Annotated in this window: 18 protein-coding genes and 5 tRNA genes; 19 read left to right on the top strand and 4 right to left on the bottom strand. The window is 63.4% G+C overall.

Annotated elements, in window-relative coordinates; all coding sequences use genetic code 11:
* The first annotated feature begins 41 nt into the window (after nucleotides 1–41).
* From fabF to CR917_RS07880, 10 genes are all read left to right on the top strand, one after another.
* Entirely contained in the window at nucleotides 42–1,286 is a 1,245-nt protein-coding gene (fabF, locus tag CR917_RS07835) for a beta-ketoacyl-ACP synthase II (protein WP_043862876.1), read from the top strand.
* Nucleotides 1,286–2,101: an aminodeoxychorismate lyase gene (pabC, locus tag CR917_RS07840; RefSeq protein WP_104572098.1), complete on the top strand. Its 816-nt coding sequence runs from the start codon at nucleotides 1,286–1,288 to the stop codon at nucleotides 2,099–2,101. Before fabF ends, pabC begins: the two co-directional genes overlap by 1 nt.
* A 3-nt stretch (nucleotides 2,102–2,104) precedes the next feature.
* Nucleotides 2,105–3,256: an endolytic transglycosylase MltG gene (gene mltG, locus CR917_RS07845; RefSeq protein WP_054915808.1), complete on the top strand. Its 1,152-nt coding sequence runs from the start codon at nucleotides 2,105–2,107 to the stop codon at nucleotides 3,254–3,256.
* 19 nt (nucleotides 3,257–3,275) lie between these two features.
* Entirely contained in the window at nucleotides 3,276–3,908 is a 633-nt protein-coding gene (gene tmk / locus CR917_RS07850; protein ID WP_054915807.1) for a dTMP kinase, read from the top strand.
* Nucleotides 3,901–4,887: a DNA polymerase III subunit delta' gene (locus CR917_RS07855; protein ID WP_104572099.1), complete on the top strand. Its 987-nt coding sequence runs from the start codon at nucleotides 3,901–3,903 to the stop codon at nucleotides 4,885–4,887. Before tmk ends, CR917_RS07855 begins: the two co-directional genes overlap by 8 nt.
* A gap of 43 nt (nucleotides 4,888–4,930) precedes the next feature.
* On the top strand, nucleotides 4,931–5,719 hold the full coding sequence (locus CR917_RS07860; RefSeq protein WP_054915805.1) for a TatD family hydrolase: 789 nt from the start codon (nucleotides 4,931–4,933) through the stop codon (nucleotides 5,717–5,719).
* Nucleotides 5,720–6,153: 434 nt separating this feature from the next.
* The gene (locus CR917_RS07865) at nucleotides 6,154–6,792 is read left to right on the top strand and encodes a TetR/AcrR family transcriptional regulator (RefSeq protein WP_054915804.1); all 639 of its coding nucleotides are present in this window, start codon (nucleotides 6,154–6,156) and stop codon (nucleotides 6,790–6,792) included.
* A gap of 105 nt (nucleotides 6,793–6,897) precedes the next feature.
* Complete coding sequence (locus CR917_RS07870; protein ID WP_043862869.1) at nucleotides 6,898–7,866, top strand: GTP 3',8-cyclase MoaA; 969 nt, start codon at nucleotides 6,898–6,900, stop codon at nucleotides 7,864–7,866.
* A 78-nt stretch (nucleotides 7,867–7,944) separates the two neighbouring features.
* On the top strand, nucleotides 7,945–8,547 hold the full coding sequence (locus CR917_RS07875; RefSeq protein ID WP_104572100.1) for a DUF4823 domain-containing protein: 603 nt from the start codon (nucleotides 7,945–7,947) through the stop codon (nucleotides 8,545–8,547).
* A 10-nt stretch (nucleotides 8,548–8,557) separates the two neighbouring features.
* Nucleotides 8,558–9,118, top strand: coding sequence for a DUF1285 domain-containing protein (locus CR917_RS07880; protein WP_043862867.1), 561 nt, complete (start codon nucleotides 8,558–8,560; stop codon nucleotides 9,116–9,118).
* A 124-nt stretch (nucleotides 9,119–9,242) separates the two neighbouring features.
* Here the strand turns inward: CR917_RS07880 and CR917_RS07885 are convergent.
* Both CR917_RS07885 and CR917_RS07890 read right to left on the bottom strand, forming a co-directional pair.
* Nucleotides 9,243–9,318, bottom strand: a tRNA-Asn gene (locus CR917_RS07885).
* A gap of 61 nt (nucleotides 9,319–9,379) precedes the next feature.
* Nucleotides 9,380–10,576, bottom strand: coding sequence for an amino acid aminotransferase (locus CR917_RS07890; protein ID WP_078479732.1), 1,197 nt, complete (start codon nucleotides 10,574–10,576; stop codon nucleotides 9,380–9,382).
* A 294-nt stretch (nucleotides 10,577–10,870) separates the two neighbouring features.
* Between CR917_RS07890 and uvrB the strand changes: the two genes are divergently transcribed.
* Nucleotides 10,871–12,886, top strand: coding sequence for an excinuclease ABC subunit UvrB (gene uvrB, locus CR917_RS07895; RefSeq protein WP_043862865.1), 2,016 nt, complete (start codon nucleotides 10,871–10,873; stop codon nucleotides 12,884–12,886).
* A 103-nt stretch (nucleotides 12,887–12,989) separates the two neighbouring features.
* Here the strand turns inward: uvrB and CR917_RS07900 are convergent, their stop codons facing one another.
* A complete protein-coding gene (locus CR917_RS07900) occupies nucleotides 12,990–14,480 on the bottom strand; it encodes an MDR family MFS transporter (RefSeq protein ID WP_173925078.1) in 1,491 nt (496 codons plus the stop codon).
* A gap of 49 nt (nucleotides 14,481–14,529) precedes the next feature.
* Entirely contained in the window at nucleotides 14,530–15,570 is a 1,041-nt protein-coding gene (locus CR917_RS07905) for an HlyD family secretion protein (RefSeq protein WP_043862863.1), read from the bottom strand.
* A gap of 143 nt (nucleotides 15,571–15,713) precedes the next feature.
* Here CR917_RS07905 and gltX point away from each other — a divergent pair, with 143 nt between their 5' ends.
* The 8 genes from gltX (at nucleotide 15,714) to CR917_RS07945 (ending at nucleotide 20,002) form a co-directional block, all read left to right on the top strand.
* Nucleotides 15,714–17,195: a glutamate--tRNA ligase gene (gene gltX, locus CR917_RS07910; protein WP_043862862.1), complete on the top strand. Its 1,482-nt coding sequence runs from the start codon at nucleotides 15,714–15,716 to the stop codon at nucleotides 17,193–17,195.
* A 297-nt stretch (nucleotides 17,196–17,492) separates the two neighbouring features.
* Nucleotides 17,493–17,568 (top strand) — tRNA-Ala (locus CR917_RS07915).
* A 78-nt stretch (nucleotides 17,569–17,646) separates the two neighbouring features.
* A tRNA-Glu gene (locus tag CR917_RS07920) sits at nucleotides 17,647–17,722 on the top strand.
* A 53-nt stretch (nucleotides 17,723–17,775) separates the two neighbouring features.
* Nucleotides 17,776–17,851: transfer RNA gene (locus CR917_RS07925), tRNA-Ala, on the top strand.
* Between the two features lie 44 nt (nucleotides 17,852–17,895).
* A tRNA-Glu gene (locus CR917_RS07930) sits at nucleotides 17,896–17,971 on the top strand.
* A 161-nt stretch (nucleotides 17,972–18,132) separates the two neighbouring features.
* Nucleotides 18,133–18,672 (top strand): TetR/AcrR family transcriptional regulator, encoded by a 540-nt coding sequence (locus CR917_RS07935; RefSeq protein WP_078479730.1) that lies wholly within the window; start codon nucleotides 18,133–18,135, stop codon nucleotides 18,670–18,672.
* A 14-nt stretch (nucleotides 18,673–18,686) separates the two neighbouring features.
* Entirely contained in the window at nucleotides 18,687–19,520 is an 834-nt protein-coding gene (locus CR917_RS07940; protein ID WP_043862860.1) for an alpha/beta fold hydrolase, read from the top strand.
* 44 nt (nucleotides 19,521–19,564) lie between these two features.
* The gene (locus CR917_RS07945) at nucleotides 19,565–20,002 is read left to right on the top strand and encodes a thioesterase family protein (RefSeq protein WP_043862859.1); all 438 of its coding nucleotides are present in this window, start codon (nucleotides 19,565–19,567) and stop codon (nucleotides 20,000–20,002) included.
* The last annotated feature ends 9 nt before the right edge of the window (nucleotides 20,003–20,011 follow it).

A 20,011-nucleotide genomic window follows, 5' to 3' on the forward strand; every position in this document is an offset into this window, starting at 1 on the left:
TTCTTTGCATGAGATGTAGACCATAGAATAAGGAGAGTGCTGTGTCGCGTAGACGCGTCGTGGTCACCGGTATGGGTATGCTGTCGCCACTGGGCACGGATGTGCCAAGCAGTTGGCAAGGCATTCTGGCTGGCCGCAGTGGCATAGGTCTGATCGAGCATACTGACCTGTCTGCCTACTCCACCCGTTTTGGCGGCTCGGTAAAGGGCTTTGAAGTCGAGCAGTACCTGTCGGTCAAGGAAGCCCGCAAGCTCGATCTGTTCATTCAATACGGCCTGGCGGCCGGGTTCCAGGCGGTGCGCAATGCCGGGCTGGAAGTCACCGATGCCAACCGTGAGCGTATCGGCGTGGCCATGGGTTCGGGCATCGGCGGCCTGACCAATATCGAAGAAACCAGCCGGACCTTGCACGAGCAAGGCCCGCGGCGCATTTCGCCGTTCTTCGTGCCAGGCTCGATCATCAACATGATTTCCGGTTTCCTGTCGATCCACCTGGGTGTACAGGGGCCCAACTACGCCATTGCCACTGCCTGCACCACGGGCACGCACTGCATCGGCATGGCGGCGCGCAATATCGCCTACGGCGAAGCCGACGTGATGATCGCCGGTGGCGCAGAGATGGCGGCCTGTGGCCTGGGTATGGGCGGTTTTGGCGCTTCGCGTGCGCTGTCGACGCGCAACGACGAGCCAACCCGTGCCAGCCGGCCGTGGGACAAGGGCCGTGACGGTTTCGTGCTGTCCGACGGTGCCGGTGCGCTGGTGCTCGAAGAGCTCGAGCACGCCAAGGCGCGGGGCGCGACCATCTATGCCGAACTGGTTGGTTTTGGCATGAGCGGCGACGCCTACCACATGACCTCGCCTCCCGACAACGGCGCCGGTGCGGCCCGCTGCATGGCCAACGCCTTGCGCGATGCGGGCGTGAACCCCAGCGAAGTCGGCTACATCAACGCCCACGGTACCTCGACGCCTGCCGGCGACCTGGCCGAAGTGGCAGCGATCAAGTCGGTGTTTGGCGAGCACGCCTACAAGCTGGCCGTGAGCTCGACCAAGTCGATGACCGGTCACCTGCTGGGGGCTGCCGGCGCGGTAGAGGCGATTTTCAGCGTGCTGTCCATCAATGGGCAAGTGGCGCCGCCGACCATCAACCTCGATGAGCCGGATGAAGGCTGCGACCTGGACTTCGTGCCGCACCAGCCGCGCAACATGCCGATCGAGGTCGTGCTGTCGAACTCCTTCGGTTTTGGCGGTACCAATGGCTCGCTGGTGTTCCGCCGGTTCGCCGAGTGATGCACAGCTGGGTCGATGGCCTGCCGGCTGACGCCCTGACGTTGAGCAGCCGCGGGCTGGCCTATGGCGATGGTCTGTTCGAGACCATCGCCGTGCGGGCCGGGCAGCCCTCGCTGCTGGCATATCACCTCGACCGCCTGGCGCTGGGTTGCCAGCGCCTGGCGATCGACGCCGATCACCTACTCATCCGCGACGAGGTATGCCGTTATGCCGGCTTGCTGGGTGATGGCGTGCTCAAGCTCATTCTCACCCGTGGCGACAGTCAGCGCGGCTATGCCCCGGCTGCCGGTGCACCGCCGCGTCGCATTCTTCAGGCCAGCCCCGCCGCCAGCTACCCGCCGCAGAACGCCGAGCAGGGGGTAAGGCTGTTTGCCTGCCAGACCCGCCTGGCCGAGCAACCCTTGCTTGCCGGGCTCAAGCACCTCAATCGCCTGGAGCAGGTACTGGCACGGGCCGAGTGGCAGGGCGCCGAGTACGCTGAAGGTTTGATGCGTGATGTTTCCGGGCGCGTGATCGAAGGTGTCTACAGCAACCTGTTCGTGGTGCGCGATGGCGTGCTGTACACCGCCGACCTGGCGCGTTGCGGCGTGGCCGGGGTAATGCGCGCTGCCTTGCTGGACGAGGCGCCGCGCCACGGTATCGCGGCCCGTGTGGTCGACCTGGCGCTGGCCGATCTCGAGCAGGCCGACGAAGTGTTGCTGTGCAACAGCGTGTATGGCGTATGGCCGGTGCGTGCATTTGCATCGCTGAACTGGTCGCCGGGGCCGCTCACCCGTAAACTGCAGGCCATTGCCCGTACGCTACTGGATGCCTGATTCGTGAGACGTAAATTGTTGGTGCTGCTGGAGACCGGGTTGATCCTGGCTGGCCTGCTATTGGGCTTCTCGGCCTGGAAGGTGCACTCGGCGCTGGAGCAGCCGCTGCACCTGACCGGCGAGCGGTTGCTCGATGTTCCTACCGGCACCACGCCCAACCGCATGTTCTACCGCATGCAGCAGGACGGCGTGATTCGCGACGCCTTCTGGCTGCGCCTTTACTGGCGCTTCAACATGCCGAGCGTGGCTTTGCATACCGGCGAGTACCGCATGACCCCCGGCATGAACGTGCGCGACCTGTTCGAGGCGTGGCGGCGTGGTGACGTGGTGCAGTACAGCCTGACCCTGGTCGAGGGCTGGAATTTCCGCCAAGTGCGCTCGGCACTGGCCAGACATGAAAAGATCCGCCAGACCCTGGATGGCCTGAGCGACAGCGAGGTCATGGACAAGCTCGGGCACCCGGGCGTGTTCCCCGAGGGGCGCTTCTTCCCTGATACCTATCGGTTCGTGCGCGGCATGAGCGATGTCGAGTTCCTGCAGCAGGCGTACGCGCGCCTGGAGGAGGTGCTGGCCAAGGAGTGGAACGAGCGCTCCCCGGCTGCGCCCTATCGCGACCCTTACCAGGCGCTGATCATGGCCTCGCTGGTCGAGAAGGAAACCGGCGTGCCACAGGAGCGTGGTCAGATCGCCGGCGTCTTCGTGCGTCGCCTGCAGATCGGCATGCTGCTGCAGACCGACCCTACCGTGATCTATGGCATGGGCGAACGCTACAACGGCAAGATCACCCGCGCCGACCTGCGTGAGCCCACGCCCTACAACACCTACGTGATCGCCGGCCTGCCGCCGACGCCGATTGCCATGGTCGGGCGTGAAGCCATTCACGCGGCCTTGAACCCGGAGCCGGGCAGCAGCCTGTACTTCGTCGCGCGGGGCGATGGCAGCCATGTGTTCTCCGACGACCTGGGGGCGCACAATTCTGCCGTGCGCGAGTACCAGATCAAGCGGCGTGCCGACTACCGTTCAAGCCCGGCGCCAAGCGCCGGCGACACCCCGAACGAGGTTCCTGCATCCGAGGCGCCCCAGGCTGCACCGCAGCCTGCCGAGCCCTCGGTGCAGCCGGATGTTCCCCCGGCCAGCGAACCTACCCCGCAATGACCCTGATTAAGGACTGCCTGTGAGCGGCTTGTTTATCACCCTGGAAGGTCCCGAAGGCGCGGGCAAGAGCACCAATCGCGAGTACCTGGCCGAGCACCTGCGCGCCCACGGGCTGGATGTGGTGCTGACCCGCGAGCCGGGCGGCACCCCGCTGGCCGAGCGCATCCGCGAACTGTTGCTGGCCCCCAGCGATGAGACGATGGATGCCGACACCGAGCTGTTGCTGGTGTTCGCCGCGCGCGCCCAGCACCTGGCCCAGGTGATCCGCCCGGCGCTTGCGCGGGGCGCCATCGTCCTGTGCGACCGTTTCACCGATGCCACCTATGCCTACCAGGGCGGTGGCCGCGGGCTGTCGGTCGAGCGCATTGCCACCCTTGAAACCTTCGTCCAGGGCGACCTGCGCCCCGACCTGACCCTGGTGTTCGACCTACCGGTGGAGGTCGGCCTTTCGCGCGCAGCGGCGCGCGGGCGGCTGGATCGCTTCGAGCAGGAAGGCCAGGCGTTTTTCCAGGCTGTTCGCCAGGCCTACCTGGCCCGCGCAGCCGCCGACCCGGCGCGCTATCACCTGGTCGATGCCGCGCAACCGCTGGCCCGGGTTCAACTCGCCCTGGATGCGTTGCTGCCGCAGATCCTGGAGCGTTGCCGTGGCTGAGGCCTACCCGTGGCAGGCGACGCTCTGGCAGCAACTGGCCGGGCGCACACAGCATGCCCATGCGTACCTGTTGCACGGCCCGCAAGGCATCGGCAAGCGGGCGCTGGCCGAGCGCCTGATGGCGTTTCTGCTGTGCCGCCAGCCCGAGGGGCTTGAGGCGTGCGGGCACTGCAAGTCGTGCCAGTTGCTGAAGGCGGGCAGTCACCCGGACAACTACATCCTGGAGCCTGAAGAGGCCGACAAGCCTATCAAGGTCGACCAGGTGCGCGACCTGGTCAGCTTCGTGGTGCAGACCGCGCAGATGGGTGGACGCAAGGTGATTCTCATCGAGCCGGTCGAGGCAATGAACATCAACGCTGCCAACGCCTTGCTCAAGAGCCTCGAAGAGCCTTCGGGCGATACCGTGCTGTTGCTGGTCAGTCACCAGCCCAGCCGGTTGCTGCCGACCATCAGGAGCCGTTGCCAGCAACAGGCCTGCCCGTTGCCAAGTCAGGCGCAGAGCGAGGCGTGGCTGGCAGCCGCGTTACCCGACAGTGACGAGGCCGAGCGCCACGAACTGCTGAGCCTTGCGGCAGGTTCGCCACTGCTGGCTGTCAGCCTGCAGGCCCAGGGTGTGCGCGAGCAGCGCGCGCAGGTGGTCGAGGGGGTCAAGAAGCTGCTCAAGCAGCAGCAGTCCGCGACCCAATTGGCTGAAGGCTGGAACAGCATCCCGCTGTTGTTGCTGTTCGACTGGTTCTGCGACTGGTCCAGCCTGATCCTGCGCTATCAGCTGACCCAGGACGAAGAGGGCCTGGGGCTGGCCGACATGCGCAAGGTCGTGCAGTACCTTGCCCAGAAAAGCCCGCAGGGCAAGGTGCTGGATATCCAGGACTGGATTCTTGTGCAGCGCCAGAAGGTGCTGAACAAGGCCAACCTCAACCGCGTGCTGTTGCTCGAAGCGTTGCTGGCCTCCTGGGCCCTGTTGCCGGGCCAGCGTTGAGCTGGCCTTTCGATCCTCCATTTTCAGTGTTGTCATTACGCCCATGCTTGTAGATTCCCATTGCCACCTCGACCGTCTCGACCTCGCCGCCCATGGTGGCTCCCTGGATGCCGCGCTGGATGCCGCGCGGGCACGGGGCGTCGGGCATTTCCTGTGCATCGGCGTAAGTGCCGACAATGCGGCCCAGGTCAGGGCGCTGGCAGCGCGCTACCCTGATGTGGACTGCTCGGTCGGCATTCACCCGCTGGACCTGGCGCCAGGCGAAGCGCCGGCGCTGGACTGGCTGCTCGGCGAACTGAACCACCCCGAGGTGGTGGCCATTGGTGAGACCGGGCTGGACTATCACTACGAGCCCGAGGCTGCACAGTTGCAACAGGCGTCGTTTCGCCTGCACCTGGAGGCGGCCAGGCTCACCGGCAAGCCGGTGGTCATCCATACCCGTGCGGCGCGCGCCGATACCCTGACCCTGCTGCGCGAGGCGGCATTGCCGCAGGCGGGCGTGCTGCACTGCTTCACCGAAGACTGGGAGATGGCCAAGGCAGCGCTGGACCTGGGGTATTACATTTCGTTGTCGGGGATTGTCACGTTCCGCAATGCCGACGCGTTGCGTGATGTGGCGCGGCAGGTGCCGGCAGATCGTTTGCTGGTAGAGACCGACTCACCGTACCTGGCGCCGATTCCGCACCGCGGCAAGCCGAACTTGCCGGAGTATGTGCGTGACGTGGCGGAGTTCATCGCGTTGGTGCGGGGGGAGCGTTACGAGCAGCTGGCGCAACAGACCACCGAGAACTTCAGGCGTCTGTTCCCCCTGGCGCGGGTGCGGGTGGCCTGACCCCGCTGCGCGGTCGCCGTGGCGGTCGCGCGGGCAAAAAAAACCCGGGTTCTGGGGGGGAATCCGGGTTAAGACCATTAGGAGTAAAACAAAGGCGAGCGGTCCGTGTTCACCCTTATCGGCGCGTCACTTGGGGGGATGCGTCGCGCCAACACCTCAAGTATTGGTCAGGTTCGCCGCGATTCCACCAAGGGTTGATCGTTTTTTAAACAGATTTGGAATACGTGCGGCCCTGCTGAGCACGCATTGCTCTGCCGTGCGCCTGACCGCCTGGATTGCACGTCTGGGGCAGGGAGAAGGGGAGGTCCGCTTCGGGCAACCGGGTCGCCGGCCTGCTCAAACTCATCAAGAAACATAGGCATGCGCGGATGATCCGTGCATTTTTGCGCAAGTTAGGCATAATAACGGGCTTCGATTTTGATCCAGTCCTTCTTATGCAGAAAGAACCTCGTAAGGTCCGTGAGTTTCGTCGCCGAGAGCAAGAGATTCTCGATACCGCGCTCAAGCTGTTTCTCGAACAGGGTGAAGACAGTGTCACCGTCGAGATGATCGCTGACGCCGTGGGTATCGGCAAAGGCACGATCTACAAGCACTTCAAGTCCAAGGCGGAGATCTACCTGCGCCTGATGCTCGACTACGAGCGCGATTTGAACGAACTGCTGCACTCTGCCGATGTGGATCGCGACAAGGAGGCCCTGTCGCGTGCCTACTTCGAATTCCGCATGCGCGACCCGCAGCGCTACCGCCTGTTCGACCGCCTCGAAGAGAAGGTGGTCAAAGGCAACCAGGTGCCGGAAATGGTCGAGGAGCTGCACAAGATCCGTGCCTCAAACTTCGAGCGCCTGACCCTGCTGATCAAGGGTCGCATCACCGAGGGCAAGCTCGAGGACGTGCCGCCGTATTTCCACTACTGCGCAGCCTGGGCCCTGGTGCATGGCGCGGTGGCACTGTATCACTCGCCGTTCTGGAGCAATGTGCTGGAGGACCAGGAAGGCTTCTTCCAGTTCCTCATGGACATTGGCGTGCGCATGGGCAACAAGCGCAAGCGCGACCCGGAGCCATCTGGCAGCTGAATGCTCGCTGGCGCCGTGCAGGCATATACTCAGGTAAGAGGCTTGCAAAAAACTGATTTCTGAGTCAGGTTTTGCAGGCCCGATTCACACTTGCCGGAGTGCTCCATGATCGTCGACCGTCAAGGCAGACGTTTTCGCAACCTGCGCGTCAGCCTCACCGCGGCGTGCAACTATGCCTGCACCTATTGCGTGCCGGACGGCAAGCGTCTGGTCGCAGCGCAGGATGAGCTCTCGGCCCAGGCCATGGTGCGTGGGGTGGCCTGGCTGATCGAAGCTGCCGGTATCGAGCGCCTGCGTATCACCGGTGGTGAACCCCTGGTCAGCCCCAAGCTCGAAGCCTTCCTGGCTGGCGTGTCGGTGCTCGGCCTCGATGACATCGCCCTGACCACCAATGGCCAGTTGCTCGCGCGCAAGCTGCCATTGCTGCTGGATGCCGGCATCCGGCGCCTGAACGTCTCCCTTGATACCCTCGACGCCGATGCCTTCCGCGGGATCTCCCGTGGCGGGGATCTGGCCAGCGTGCTCGATGGCATGCACAAGGCCAGCGACGCCGGCATGAAGATCAAGGTGAACATGGTGCCACTGCGCGGGCGCAACCTCGATCAGGTGCTGCCGCTGCTCGACTACTGCCTGGCCCGTGGCTATGAACTGCGCTTTATCGAACTGATGCGCATGGGGCACCTGGCCAGCGACCACAACGCTTTCCTGCAGCAGTTCGTGAGCCTGGAGCAGTTGCTGCAACTGATCGGCGAGCATCACGAGTACGCCCAGGCCGATGCGCCAGTGGACGCCACTGCATTGCGCTACCGGGTGCCGGGGCAAGGCCACTTCGGCGTGATCGCCAACGAAAGCGTGCCGTTCTGCCGAACCTGCTCGCGCCTGCGTCTGTCTTCTACCGGGTGGCTGCATGGCTGCCTGTCGTCGAGCAACCGGCATTTCATCGGTGACCTGCTCGACAAGCCGCGCCACCAGGCGTTGCCGGCCTTGCAGGGCATGTTGATGAAGGCCCTGGGCGACAAGCAGGCCGTGGCTTTTTCAGGCGGTGCCACGGTGATGAAGATCATCGGCGGTTGAGCCATACCCTCCAGCTGGCGCAAAACCTGCATCTGGCGGCTGTTCGCCGGTTTTCCGTCACCGGCTTCTGGAGGAAAGATGCGTAGCCTGGTTCTGCTGCTGGCGCTGATGGCGCTGGGTGGCTGCATGAATGTGAGCGATATGGGCGAAGGTGTGCGCTACCACATGAGCGACGCCGGCCTGCTCGACCATAGCGAAACCCGCCGTTCGTTGTCGGTGCGCCTGCAGCCCGACTCGTTCGTCTTCATCGGTCAGGGCGTGTTCGTGCCGCCGGGCAATGCCTATCCGCGGCCCAACGTGGTGGCCGAGGAAGCCTTCAAGGCCTTTGTCGAGTACTTCCCGCTGGTGCGACGTGCCGAGGGTCCGCTGGGGCTGGAGGATGCCTTGTCCCAGGCGCGCGACGTGGGCGCGCATTACCTGCTGTATGCGCGTTTTGCCAAGGCCGACAACCGTATCGGCAATGGTGACGAGTGGTACGACGAGCAGGCGGTGGACCGCCTGGGTGTCGACACCGGAAGAATTCAGCTGATGCTGATCGAAACCAGTACCCGCTATCTGATCGATACCGTGAGCATCCGCAGCCGTGGCGGTTTGCTGACGTTCCACGACAATCAGCCGCAGGATTTGCTTGCGGCACCGCTTGAGGATTACGCTCGCAGTTTGTTGGGCATGAGCCGCTGAGGAGCAGATGATGGTGGATACCGGCAAGGCCAATGACCTGTTGGCGCAACTCCCGAAGGTCGGCAAAGGCCCGGCGCCGGTCCACCTGTGGAATCCGGACTTCTGCGGCGACATCGACATGCGAATCGCCCGCGACGGTACCTGGTACTACCTGGGCACCCCGATTGGTCGCAAGCCGATGGTGCGTCTGTTCTCCACCATCATCCGTCGCGACGGGGATGACTACTTTCTGGTCACGCCTGTGGAAAAGGTCGGAATCCAGGTCGATGATGCGCCGTTCGTGGCGGTGCTCATGGACGTGCAGGGCAGTGGTGAGCAGCAGGTGCTGCGCTTCACCAGCAATGTGGAGGATGTGGTCGAGGCCGGGCCCGAGCACCCGCTGCGTTTCGTGATCGACCCGCTGACACAGGAGCCTTCGCCTTACGTGCACATGCGCAACAACCTCGAGGCGCTGATCCATCGCAGCGTGTTTTACCAGCTGGTAGAGCTGGCTGTAACGCGTGACATCGATGGGCAGCCATGGCTGGGCGTATGGAGTGCGGGGCAGTTCTTTCCAATCGGGCAGCAATAGCCTGTCGCAGCCTGTATCGCCCGGCAGCCCTGGTCCGGGCTGAAGACCAAAACGAAAAAACCCGCCAAAAGGCGGGTTTTTCGAGTATTTCAGAGGCTGTGCAAGCACGCTCTGAAATGATGTTTGGCTCCGCGACCAGGACTCGAACCTGGGACCCAATGATTAACAGTCATTTGCTCTACCGACTGAGCTATCGCGGAATCTGGAGCGTATCTTACTGATTGCTAAGGGGAAGTCAAGCTCCCCCTGAGCAATCAGGTGTTACAGGACCTCGACGATCGCCTTGGTCACCACGTGAATGTTGTTCTGGTTCAACGAGGCGACGCAGATACGACCGGTATCCAGAGCATAGATCGCATGCTCGTCCTTCAGGCGTGCCACCTGCTCGACGGTCAGGCCCGAGTAGGAGAACATGCCGCACTGACGCCCGACGAAGCTGAAGTCCTGCTGTGCGCCGTACTGGGCCAGCAGCTCGACCATCTGCTTGCGCATGCCGTGGATGCGCTGGCGCATCTCGGCCAGTTCCGCTTCCCACATTGCGCGCAGCTCGGGGCTGTTGAGCACGGTGGCGACAATGGTGGCGCCGTGGGTCGGCGGGTTGGAGTAGTTGGTGCGGATCACGCGCTTGACCTGCGACAGCACGCGAGTGGCCTCTTCCTTGGACTCGGTGACGATCGACAGGGCGCCGACGCGCTCGCCGTACAGCGAGAACGACTTGGAGAACGAGCTGGAGACGAAGAAGTCCAGGCCCGATTCGGCGAACAGGCGCACGGCAGCGGCGTCTTCGGCGATGCCCTGGCCAAAGCCCTGGTAGGCCATGTCCAGGAACGGGATGTGACCCTTGGCCTTGACCACCTCGAGCACGTTGTTCCAGTCGGCCGGGGTCAGGTCGACGCCGGTCGGGTTGTGGCAGCAGGCGTGCAGTACCACGATCGAGCCGGCCGGCAGCGCGTTCAGGTCCTCGAGCATGCCGGCACGGTTGACGTCATGGGTGGCGGCGTCGTAGTAGCGGTAGTTCTTGACCGGGAAACCGGCGGTTTCGAACAGGGCGCGGTGGTTTTCCCAGCTCGGGTCGCTGATTGCGACAGTGGCATTGGGCGACAGCTGCTTGAGGAAGTCAGCGCCGATCTTCAAGGCGCCGGTACCACCGACGGACTGGGTGGTGACCACACGGCCGGCGGCCAGCAGGGGCGAATCGGCACCGAACAGCAGCTTCTGCACGGCCTGGTCGTAGGCCACGATGCCGTCGATCGGCAGGTAGCCGCGGGAGGCGTGCTGGGCGGCGCGTTGGGTTTCGGCTTCGATGACTGCACGCAGCAGTGGGATACGCCCTTCTTCGTTGCAGTAAACACCAACGCCCAGGTTCACCTTGTGGGTGCGGGTATCGGCATTGAACGCTTCGTTGAGGCCCAGGATAGGGTCGCGGGGTGCCAGCTCGACAGCGGAAAACAGGCTCATTTTTACCTTGGCTCTGAATGGAGAGTGATAGAGGTCGCACGCTCCAGCCGAATGCACTGAAGCGGTGCACAAACGGGGAGTCAGTATAGTGATACCCATCGGTCACGGCGACAGTCTGTCGCAGCTTTTACTGCTGTTTTCGCGAATATTTTTCGACCGTCAGTCGCTTGCGCCGGTCAATACTGTGAAACAGTCCGTGGTTTGCCTTGAAACTGGCGCCGGGCACCACCAATTGGGTATAAGTACTGTCTATAAATACAGTTGCCTGTATCCGTTCATTTCCAGGGGTTCACCATGTCCGAGTTTCAACTCGTCACCCGTTTCCAGCCGGCGGGTGATCAGCCCGAAGCCATTCGCCTGATGGTCGAGGGGATCGAGGCCGGGCTGGCGCACCAGACCCTGCTCGGGGTGACGGGTTCGGGCAAGACCTTCAGCATCGCCAACGTGATTGCCCAGGTGCAGCGCCCGACTCTGGTACTGGCGCCGAACAAGACCCTGGCCGCCCAGTTGTATGGCGAGTTCAAGTCATTCTTCCCGAACAACGCGGTGGAGTATTTCGTTTCCTACTACGACTACTACCAGCCCGAAGCCTACGTGCCGTCCTCCGACACCTTCATCGAGAAGGACGCCTCGATCAACGACCATATCGAGCAGATGCGCCTGTCGGCGACCAAGGCGCTGCTGGAGCGGCGTGACGCGATCATCGTCACCACGGTGTCGTGCATCTATGGTCTGGGCAGCCCGGAAACCTACCTGAAGATGGTGCTGCACGTGGACCGTGGCGACAAGCTCGACCAGCGGGCCTTGCTGCGCCGTCTGGCCGACCTGCAGTACACCCGCAACGACATGGACTTTGCCCGCGCCACCTTCCGTGTGCGCGGCGACGTGATCGACATCTTCCCGGCCGAATCGGACCTGGAGGCCATCCGCATCGAGCTGTTCGATGACGAGGTGGAGAACATCGCGGCCTTCGACCCGCTGACCGGCGAGGTGATCCGCAAGCTGCCGCGCTTCACCTTCTACCCCAAGAGCCACTACGTGACCCCGCGCGAAACCCTGCTCGAGGCCATGGACGGGATCAAGGCGGAGCTCAAGGAACGCCTGGAGTACCTGCACAAGCACAACAAGCTGGTCGAGGCCCAGCGACTGGAGCAGCGCACCCGGTTCGACCTGGAGATGATCCTGGAGCTGGGCTACTGCAACGGCATCGAAAACTACTCGCGCTACCTGTCCGGGCGTCCGGCCGGCGCGCCGCCGCCGACCCTGTACGACTACCTGCCGCCGGATGCGTTGCTGGTGATCGACGAATCCCACGTCAGCGTTCCGCAGGTGGGGGCCATGTACAAGGGGGACCGCTCGCGCAAGGAAACCCTGGTGGAGTACGGCTTTCGCCTGCCTTCGGCGTTGGACAACCGGCCCATGCGCTTTGACGAATGGGAGTCGGTCAGCCCGCAGACCATCTTCGTCTCGGCCACGCCGGGCAACTACGAGGCCGAGCATGCTGGCCGTGTGGTGGAGCAGGTGGTGCGCCCGACCGGTCTGGTCGACCCCCAGGTGGAGGTGCGTCCTGCCACGACCCAGGTGGATGACCTGCTGTCGGAGATTCGCAAGCGTGTGGCGGTGGAGGAGCGGGTGCTGGTCACTACCCTGACCAAGCGCATGGCCGAAGACCTCAGCGACTACCTGGCCGATCACGATGTGCGGGTGCGCTACCTGCACTCGGACATCGATACCGTTGAGCGAGTCGAGATCATCCGCGACCTGCGCCTGGGCACCTTCGATGTGCTGGTGGGTATCAACCTGCTGCGCGAGGGCCTGGACATGCCCGAGGTCTCGCTGGTGGCGATTCTGGATGCGGACAAGGAGGGCTTCCTGCGTTCGGAGCGCTCGCTGATCCAGACCATCGGGCGCGCGGCGCGCAACCTCAACGGCCGCGCGATCCTGTACGCCGACAATATGACTGGTTCGATGGAGCGGGCGATCGGCGAAACCGAGCGTCGCCGCGACAAGCAGATGGCCTTCAACGAGGCCAACGGCATCGTGCCCAAGGGCGTGGTCAAGGACATCACCGACATCATGGAAGGCGCCAACGTGCCCGGCTCGCGCAGCAAGAAGCGCAAGGGCATGGCCAAGGCCGCCGAGGAGCGCGAGCGTTACGAGGCCGAGTTGCGTTCGCCTGGCGAGATCGCCAAGCGCATCAAGGCGCTGGAAGAAAAGATGTACCAGCTGGCGCGGGACCTGGAGTTCGAGGCTGCAGCGCAGATGCGCGACGAGATCGCGCAGTTGCGTGAGCGATTGCTCACGGTCTGACGGGCCTTTCGCGGGTCAAGCCTGCCCCCACAGGATCACATTGACGCCAAGGGCAATGGAGTACCTGCGGGAGCGGGCTTGCCAGCGAAGACTTCAACGCGGTCTAGTGCGCCTCGCCCGCCTTCAACCCCTGCGGCAGCTTCTTCGTCAACAGCACCGCCACCATGCTGATTGCCAGCCCGATGCCGACAAAATGGAAGGCATCGTTGTACGCCATGATCATCGCCTGCTGATGGGTGATCTCGCTCAGCCTGGCCAGTGCTGCCCCTTCGCTGCCCAGCTTCTCGGTCAGCAAGGTCAACCGCTCGGCCACTGCGGCGTTGGTCGGTACCACCGCCTCGCGCAGGTAGTCGAAATACACCTTGGTGCGCGCATCCAGCAGCGTGGCCAGCAGCGCAATGCCGATGGCCCCGCCCAGGTTGCGCAGGATGTTGAACAGGCTCGACGCCGAGCCTGCGTCCTGCGGCTGGATATAGGCCGTGGCAATCAGCGAGATGGTCACCATGATCATCGGCTGCCCCAGCGCGCGGATGATCTGGATATGGTTGAACTGGGTGCCGGCAAAGTCCGGGTTCAATACCCCCGAGCTGAAACTCGCCAGCCCGAACAGCCCGAAGCCGATGGTGCAGAGGATCTTCGGCGAAATCACCTTCATCAGTTGCGGCACCAGCGGGATCAGGAACAGCTGCGGCACCCCCATCCACATGATCACTTCGCCGATCTGCAGGGCGTTGTAGTTCTGGATCTGCGCCAGGTACAGCGGCAGCAGGTAGATCGAACCGTACAACCCCACGCCCATGCCCAGGCTGGCAATGCTCGACAACCCGAAATTGCGGTTCTGCAGGATGCGCAGGTTGATCAGCGGGTTGGGTTTCGAGAACTGCACGATCACGAAGGTAATGAGGCTGACCAGGGCAATGCTGCCCAGGGTGACGATCAGCCCCGACTCGAGCCAGTCCTTGCGATGCCCCTCCTCAAGAAACACCTGCAGGCAGCCAAGCCCGACGCCCAGCGTCAGGATGCCGGTGTAATCGGTGCTTTTGAGCAGCTCCCAGTGTGCTTCCTTCTTCTCCAGGCCGTACAGCAAGCCGCCGATCATGATCAAACCGGGCGGGATGTTGATGTAGAAGATGTATTCCCAGCCCCAGTTCTCGGTCAGCCAGCCGCCCAGAGTAGGGCCGATGGACGGGGCGAAGGTGGCGGTCATGGCGAACATCGCCATGCCCTTGGCGCGGTGATGCTCGGGCAGCTTGATCAGGGTCAGGGTGAAGGCCAGCGGGATCAGCGCGCCGCCGGTAAAACCCTGCAGGGCGCGGAACACGATCATGCTTTCCAGGTTCCAGGCCATCGAGCACAGCAGCGACGACACCAGAAAACCCGCCGACACCCATACCGCCAGACGCCGCGCCGACAGCAGCTGCACCAGCCAGGCGGTCAGCGGGATCATGATGATCTCGGCCACCAGGTAGGAGGTAGAGATCCACGAGCCTTCTTCCAGGGTCGCCGACAGGGCGCCCTGGATGTCCTTGAGCGACGAGTTGGTGATCTGGATGTCGAGCACTGCCATGAACGCGCCGAGCATCACGCTCATCACCGCGATCCAGTCGCGCCGGCTGGGTTCGCCGGCGGGACGGATCAGTTGATCACCGGCCATCGGTACGGATATCGACGGTGGCGGTCACCGACATGCCCGGGCGGATCTTGCCGTGCAGCGGGTTGTCGGCGGCAAAGGTCAGCTTGACCGGGATGCGCTGCACGACCTTGGTGAAGTTGCCGGTGGCGTTGTCGGGTGGCAGCAGGCTGAACTGCGCGCCGGAAGCGGCGAACAGGCTGTCGACGCGGCCTTCGATCGGCGTGTCGGGGTAGCTGTCGAACACCAGCTCGGCACGCTGGCCGGGCTGCATCTTGCCGATCTGGGTTTCCTTGAAGTTGGCCTGCACCCAGATGTCCTGATCGGGCACGATCGACAGCAGGTAGGCGCCGGCCTGCACGTACTGGCCGTTGCGTGCCGCGCGCTGGCCGATCATGCCGCTGATCGGCGCGCGAATTTCACTGCGGCTCAGGTTCAGCTCGGCCTGGGCCAGGTCGGTGCGGGCGGTGGCGATCTGGGCGTCCAGGCGCTTGAGTTCGGCAGCCAGTGCGTTGACCTGCTGGCGTTGACCCTGCAGATCGGCCTGGGCCTTGCTCACCTGGGAGCGTGCCACGTTGCTTTCGGCCGACAGGGTGGTCACCCGTTCTTCCGAGACAAAGCCTGGCTTGCGCAGCGCCTGTGCACGGTTGAGGTCCAGCTGGGTACGCCCAAGCGTGGCCTGGTTGGCCGACACCTGTGCCTGGCCGGCGGCGATCAGGCTCGCCTGCTGCGTCAGGCGGCTGTCGGCTTGCAGGCGCTCGGCCTCGCGGGTGGCCAGGGTGGCGCGGGCGCGCTCCACGGCAAACTGGAAGTCGTTGCCTTCCAGGCGCACCAGCAGGTCGCCCTTGGCCACATGCTGGTTGTCCTCGACCAGCACCTGCTCGATGCGCGCGCCCAACTGGCTGGAAACCCGGGTGATCTCGCCCTGCACGTAGGCGTTGTCGGTGCTCTCGTAGAAGCGCCCCTTGAAGTACCAGTGGGCCAGAAAGCCCAGGCCGATGAGCAGAACCAGGGTCAGGAAAATCAGCAGGCGACGCTTGAGTTGGGCAGGCATGGGTACGATCGTTCCAAAAATGTAAGCAAATTTAACAAGGTTTGCCTTGGCAAACACAAGCGCCGATCGTGCCCATTGCTGGAGCCGGGTGGCCCCGTGCTGTTAACATCCAGCCTTTGTTTCACCTCTTGTTCGAGACTCTCATGACCACCGTTCGCACGCGTATCGCGCCTTCGCCGACTGGCGATCCCCATGTCGGCACCGCCTACATCGCCCTGTTCAACTACTGCTTCGCCAAGCAGCACGGTGGCGAATTCATCCTGCGTATCGAAGATACCGATCAGCTGCGCTCCACCCGCGAGTCCGAGCAGCAGATCTTCGATGCCCTGCGCTGGCTGGGTATCGAATGGAGCGAAGGCCCGGATGTCGGCGGCCCGCACGGCCCGTACCGCCAGAGCGAACGCGGCGAGATCTACAAGCAGTACGCCCAGCAACTGGTCGATCTGGGCCATGCCTTCCCGTGCTTCTGTACCGCCGAAGAACTGGACCAGATGCGTGCCGAGCAGATGGCCCGCGGCGAAACCCCGCGCTATGACGGGCGCGCCTTGCTGCTCTCACCTGAAGAAGTGCAGCGTCGCCTGGCCGCCGGCGAGCCCCATGTGATCCGCATGAAAGTGCCGACCGAAGGCGTGTGCGTGGTACCGGACATGCTGCGCGGCGACGTCGAGATTCCGTGGGACCGCATGGACATGCAGGTACTGATGAAGACAGATGGCCTGCCGACCTACTTCCTGGCCAACGTGGTCGATGACCACCTGATGGGCATCACCCACGTATTGCGTGGCGAAGAGTGGCTGCCTTCGGCGCCCAAGCTGATCAAGCTGTACGAGTACTTCGGCTGGGAGCAGCCAACCCTGTGCTACATGCCGCTGCTGCGCAACCCCGACAAGAGCAAGCTGTCCAAGCGCAAGAACCCGACCTCGGTGACCTTCTACGAGCGCATGGGCTTCATGCCCGAAGCCATGCTCAACTACCTGGGCCGCATGGGTTGGTCGATGCCGGACGAGCGCGAGAAGTTCTCGCTGGCCGAAATGGTCGAGCACTTCGACCTGTCGCGTGTGTCGCTGGGCGGCCCGATCTTCGACATCGAGAAGCTGTCGTGGCTCAACGGCCAGTGGCTGCGTGAGCTGCCTGTCGCAGAGTTTGCCGCGCGCGTGCAGAAATGGGCGTTCAACAGCGACTACATGATGAAGATCGCGCCGCACGTGCAGGGCAGGGTAGAGACCTTCAGCCAGATTGCGCCGCTGGGTGGGTTCTTCTTCGAAGGTGCGCTCAAGCTCGACGCCAAGCTGTTCGAGCACAAGAAACTGTCGGCCGACCAGGTACGCCAGGTGATCCAGCTGATCCTGTGGAAGCTCGAGGGGCTGCGCCAGTGGGAGAAGGATCGCATCACCGGCTGCATCCAGGCGGTGGTCGAGGCGCTGGAGCTCAAGCTGCGTGACGCGATGCCGCTGATGTTTGCCGCGATTTCCGGCCAGGCCAGCTCGGTGTCGGTGCTCGATGCCATGGAGATCCTCGGGCCGGACCTGACCCGCTACCGCCTGCGCCAGGCGCTGGACCTGCTGGGTGGTGTGTCGAAGAAAGAAAACAAGGAATGGGAAAAACTGTTGGGCACCATTGCCTGAGCATTTTTCCCGTAGGAGCCGGCCTTGCCGGCGAACAAAGCGCTGCGGTACCCGGTATTGCGCAGCGCCTGTTTCGCCGGCAAGGCCGGCTCCTGCAAGGGCGAGACCCCCGAGTTTGCGGGGGCTCTCCTGACCCAGGCCGGTAAGTGTTTGTTATCTCGGAAATTTCTTTTGGATTTTGTTGAAAATTTATTTGACAGGTCTTCAATCCGATCTTAATATGCGCCCCGTCCACAGCGATGAACGAAACGAAGCGCGAAGCACCCAGCCAAGCGATTCAGTTCAAAGCAACATTGTGGGGCTATAGCTCAGCTGGGAGAGCGCCTGCATGGCATGCAGGAGGTCAGCGGTTCGATCCCGCTTAGCTCCACCAAATTCCCTATCCGGAGTTGGTCATACAACTCAGGGTTCAACCGGGTTCCAGCAGCCGGGTTGTGTGGTAAGAAGGTTCGTCCCCTTCGTCTAGTGGCCTAGGACACCGCCCTTTCACGGCGGTAACAGGGGTTCGAGTCCCCTAGGGGACGCCAGTTTTACACAAGTGATGTTGCAAGGCATCGCTGGGCCGCGAGGCTAGAAATCTGGGGCTATAGCTCAGCTGGGAGAGCGCCTGCATGGCATGCAGGAGGTCAGCGGTTCGATCCCGCTTAGCTCCACCAATTTTGCCAGGGTTCGTGAAAACGAGCCTGCACGAAGGTTACAAGTCCCCTTCGTCTAGTGGCCTAGGACACCGCCCTTTCACGGCGGTAACAGGGGTTCGAGTCCCCTAGGGGACGCCATTTTACCCGCTTTGCGGGATTTCAAGGCTCATTCGATTATTGAATGAGCCTTTTGTTTTTTCCCTCGAAAAAATTTCTTGCTCCCTTGGGCCGCAGGAGAAAGTGCTTGCCAATAAATATTATGAGTATAATATTACCTCCATAATATTTGGAGGCCTGCCATGCACGACAAAAAAGCCCAGACCCGCCAGCGCATTTTGGATGCGGCGCGCAGTGCGCTGATCCTTAACGGCCCGGCCGACCCCAGTGTGCAGCAGGTGATGGGCGCTGCGGGGCTCACCGTGGGTGGGTTCTATGCGCATTTCGAGAACAAGGATGCGCTGATGCTCGAAGCCTTTTGCCAGTTGCTTGGCGAGCGCCGGGCCTTGCTGGCACAGGTCGACGCGTCGCTGGACGGGGAGGCGCGTCGTGCTCTGGTGGCGGCCTTCTACCTGTCGCGCAAACACCGCGATGCCGTCGACAGCGGCTGCCCGCTGCCCAGCTCTCTGGGCGAAATCAATCAGTTGCCGGCGACTTTTCGCGCGGTGCTGACCGAGCATATCGAGTTGATGATGGCCAACCTGGCCGACACCCCCGAAGACGCCGACAAGGTGCTGGCCGACCTGGCCCTGATGGTCGGCGGCCTGGCCCTGGCGCGTGCGCTGGGTACCAGCGAATTGTCCGACCGTGTGTTGCGTGCCGCCAAGTCCGCGGTGATCTGATCTGGAGCGACGTGATGAACAGCCTGAGCTGGATTCGTGGTATCAACGCCACTGTTGGACGCCTGGCACCCAATCGGGTGGCCGGGCAGATGCGCCAGGCCTTCATGAGCCCGCGCACCTTGCCGCCACGCGACTGGGAACTGCCGCTGCTGGCGCGTGCCGAGCGCATTACCCTGCGCTTTGGCCTGAGTGCGCTGCGCTGGGGGCAAGGCCCCACGGTGCTGCTGATGCACGGCTGGGAGGGGCGCCCCACCCAGTTCGCCCATCTGATCGAGGCCCTGGTGGCCGCCGGCTATTGTGCGGTGGCGCTTGAAGGGCCGGCCCACGGCCGCTCGCGTGGAAACAAGGCCAACGTGGTGTCGTTCGCCCACGCCTTGCTCGAGGCGGCCGGTGAGCTGGGCCCATTGCACGGGGTGATAGGTCATTCCATGGGCGGTGCCAGTACGCTGCTGGCCCTGCAGTGGGGGCTGCGTACCGAGGTGGCGGTGAGCATCGCCGCGCCGGCGCGCCTGCTCGAGGTGCTGCGCGGCATGGCGCGGCACCTGGGGTTGCCGGCGCGGGCGCGGGCAGCCTTCATTCGCCAGGTGGAGCGAGAGGTCGGGGTGCCGATCTCGCGCCTGGACGTGGCCGTCTACCAGCTGGAACTGCCCGGTTTCATCGTGCATGCCGAGGACGACCCGCTGGTCGCCGTCAGCGAGGCGCGGCTGATTCATCAGGCGTGGTTCGACAGCCAGCTGCTGCTGTTGCCCCAGGGCGGGCATATGCGTGTGCTGTCCGACCCGCAACTGGTCGACGGCGTACTTGCGCTGCTGCAACGCAGTGCCCGGCCAGTGCGCCAATCGGCCTGAGCATCCGTTACACTCTGCCCGTTCACTACAGATCGGGAGCGGGCATGAGCTGGGATCGGGCAACGCCATTTACCATCGACCTGCAGGTCGGTGCCGAGGATATCGACGGCCTGGGGCACGCCAACAACGCGGTGTACGTCACCTGGCTCGAGCGCTGCGCCTGGCGTCATTCCCAGCGCCTGGGGCTGGACCTGGCCGAGTACCGGCGCCTGGACCGCGCCATGGCCGTGGTGCGTCACGAGATCGATTACCTGGCCAGCGCCTATGAGGACGACATCCTGCAGTTGGCCACCTGGATCGTCGACTGGGACCAGCGCCTGAAGATGACCCGTCACTTCCAGCTGGTGCGACCAAGCGATGGCACCACCTTGCTGCGGGCGCAGACCACCTTCGTGTGCATCGAGCTGTCCACCGGCAAGCCCAGGCGCATGCCGGCAGAATTCATCGAGGGCTACGGCGCCGCGATGGCCGGAGCCCGATAAGCCACGGTT

It is taken from the genome of Pseudomonas sp. BRM28, from assembly GCF_002939405.1.
In the GTDB taxonomy this organism is placed as follows: domain Bacteria; phylum Pseudomonadota; class Gammaproteobacteria; order Pseudomonadales; family Pseudomonadaceae; genus Aquipseudomonas; species Aquipseudomonas palmensis.

Excerpts from the sequence above, each read along its gene's own strand:
- pabC (WP_104572098.1), top strand. The coding sequence starts at position 1,286 with ATGCACAGCTGGGTCGATGGCCTGCCGGCTGACGCCCTGACGTTGAGC.
- CR917_RS07860 (WP_054915805.1), top strand. The coding sequence starts at position 4,931 with ATGCTTGTAGATTCCCATTGCCACCTCGACCGTCTCGACCTCGCCGCC.
- CR917_RS07865 (WP_054915804.1), top strand. The coding sequence starts at position 6,154 with ATGCAGAAAGAACCTCGTAAGGTCCGTGAGTTTCGTCGCCGAGAGCAA.
- CR917_RS07870 (WP_043862869.1), top strand. The coding sequence starts at position 6,898 with ATGATCGTCGACCGTCAAGGCAGACGTTTTCGCAACCTGCGCGTCAGC.
- CR917_RS07875 (WP_104572100.1), top strand. The coding sequence starts at position 7,945 with ATGCGTAGCCTGGTTCTGCTGCTGGCGCTGATGGCGCTGGGTGGCTGC.
- CR917_RS07880 (WP_043862867.1), top strand. The coding sequence starts at position 8,558 with ATGGTGGATACCGGCAAGGCCAATGACCTGTTGGCGCAACTCCCGAAG.
- CR917_RS07890 (WP_078479732.1), bottom strand. The coding sequence starts at position 10,576 with ATGAGCCTGTTTTCCGCTGTCGAGCTGGCACCCCGCGACCCTATCCTG.
- uvrB (WP_043862865.1), top strand. The coding sequence starts at position 10,871 with ATGTCCGAGTTTCAACTCGTCACCCGTTTCCAGCCGGCGGGTGATCAG.
- CR917_RS07905 (WP_043862863.1), bottom strand. The coding sequence starts at position 15,570 with ATGCCTGCCCAACTCAAGCGTCGCCTGCTGATTTTCCTGACCCTGGTT.
- gltX (WP_043862862.1), top strand. The coding sequence starts at position 15,714 with ATGACCACCGTTCGCACGCGTATCGCGCCTTCGCCGACTGGCGATCCC.
- CR917_RS07935 (WP_078479730.1), top strand. The coding sequence starts at position 18,133 with ATGCACGACAAAAAAGCCCAGACCCGCCAGCGCATTTTGGATGCGGCG.
- CR917_RS07940 (WP_043862860.1), top strand. The coding sequence starts at position 18,687 with ATGAACAGCCTGAGCTGGATTCGTGGTATCAACGCCACTGTTGGACGC.
- CR917_RS07945 (WP_043862859.1), top strand. The coding sequence starts at position 19,565 with ATGAGCTGGGATCGGGCAACGCCATTTACCATCGACCTGCAGGTCGGT.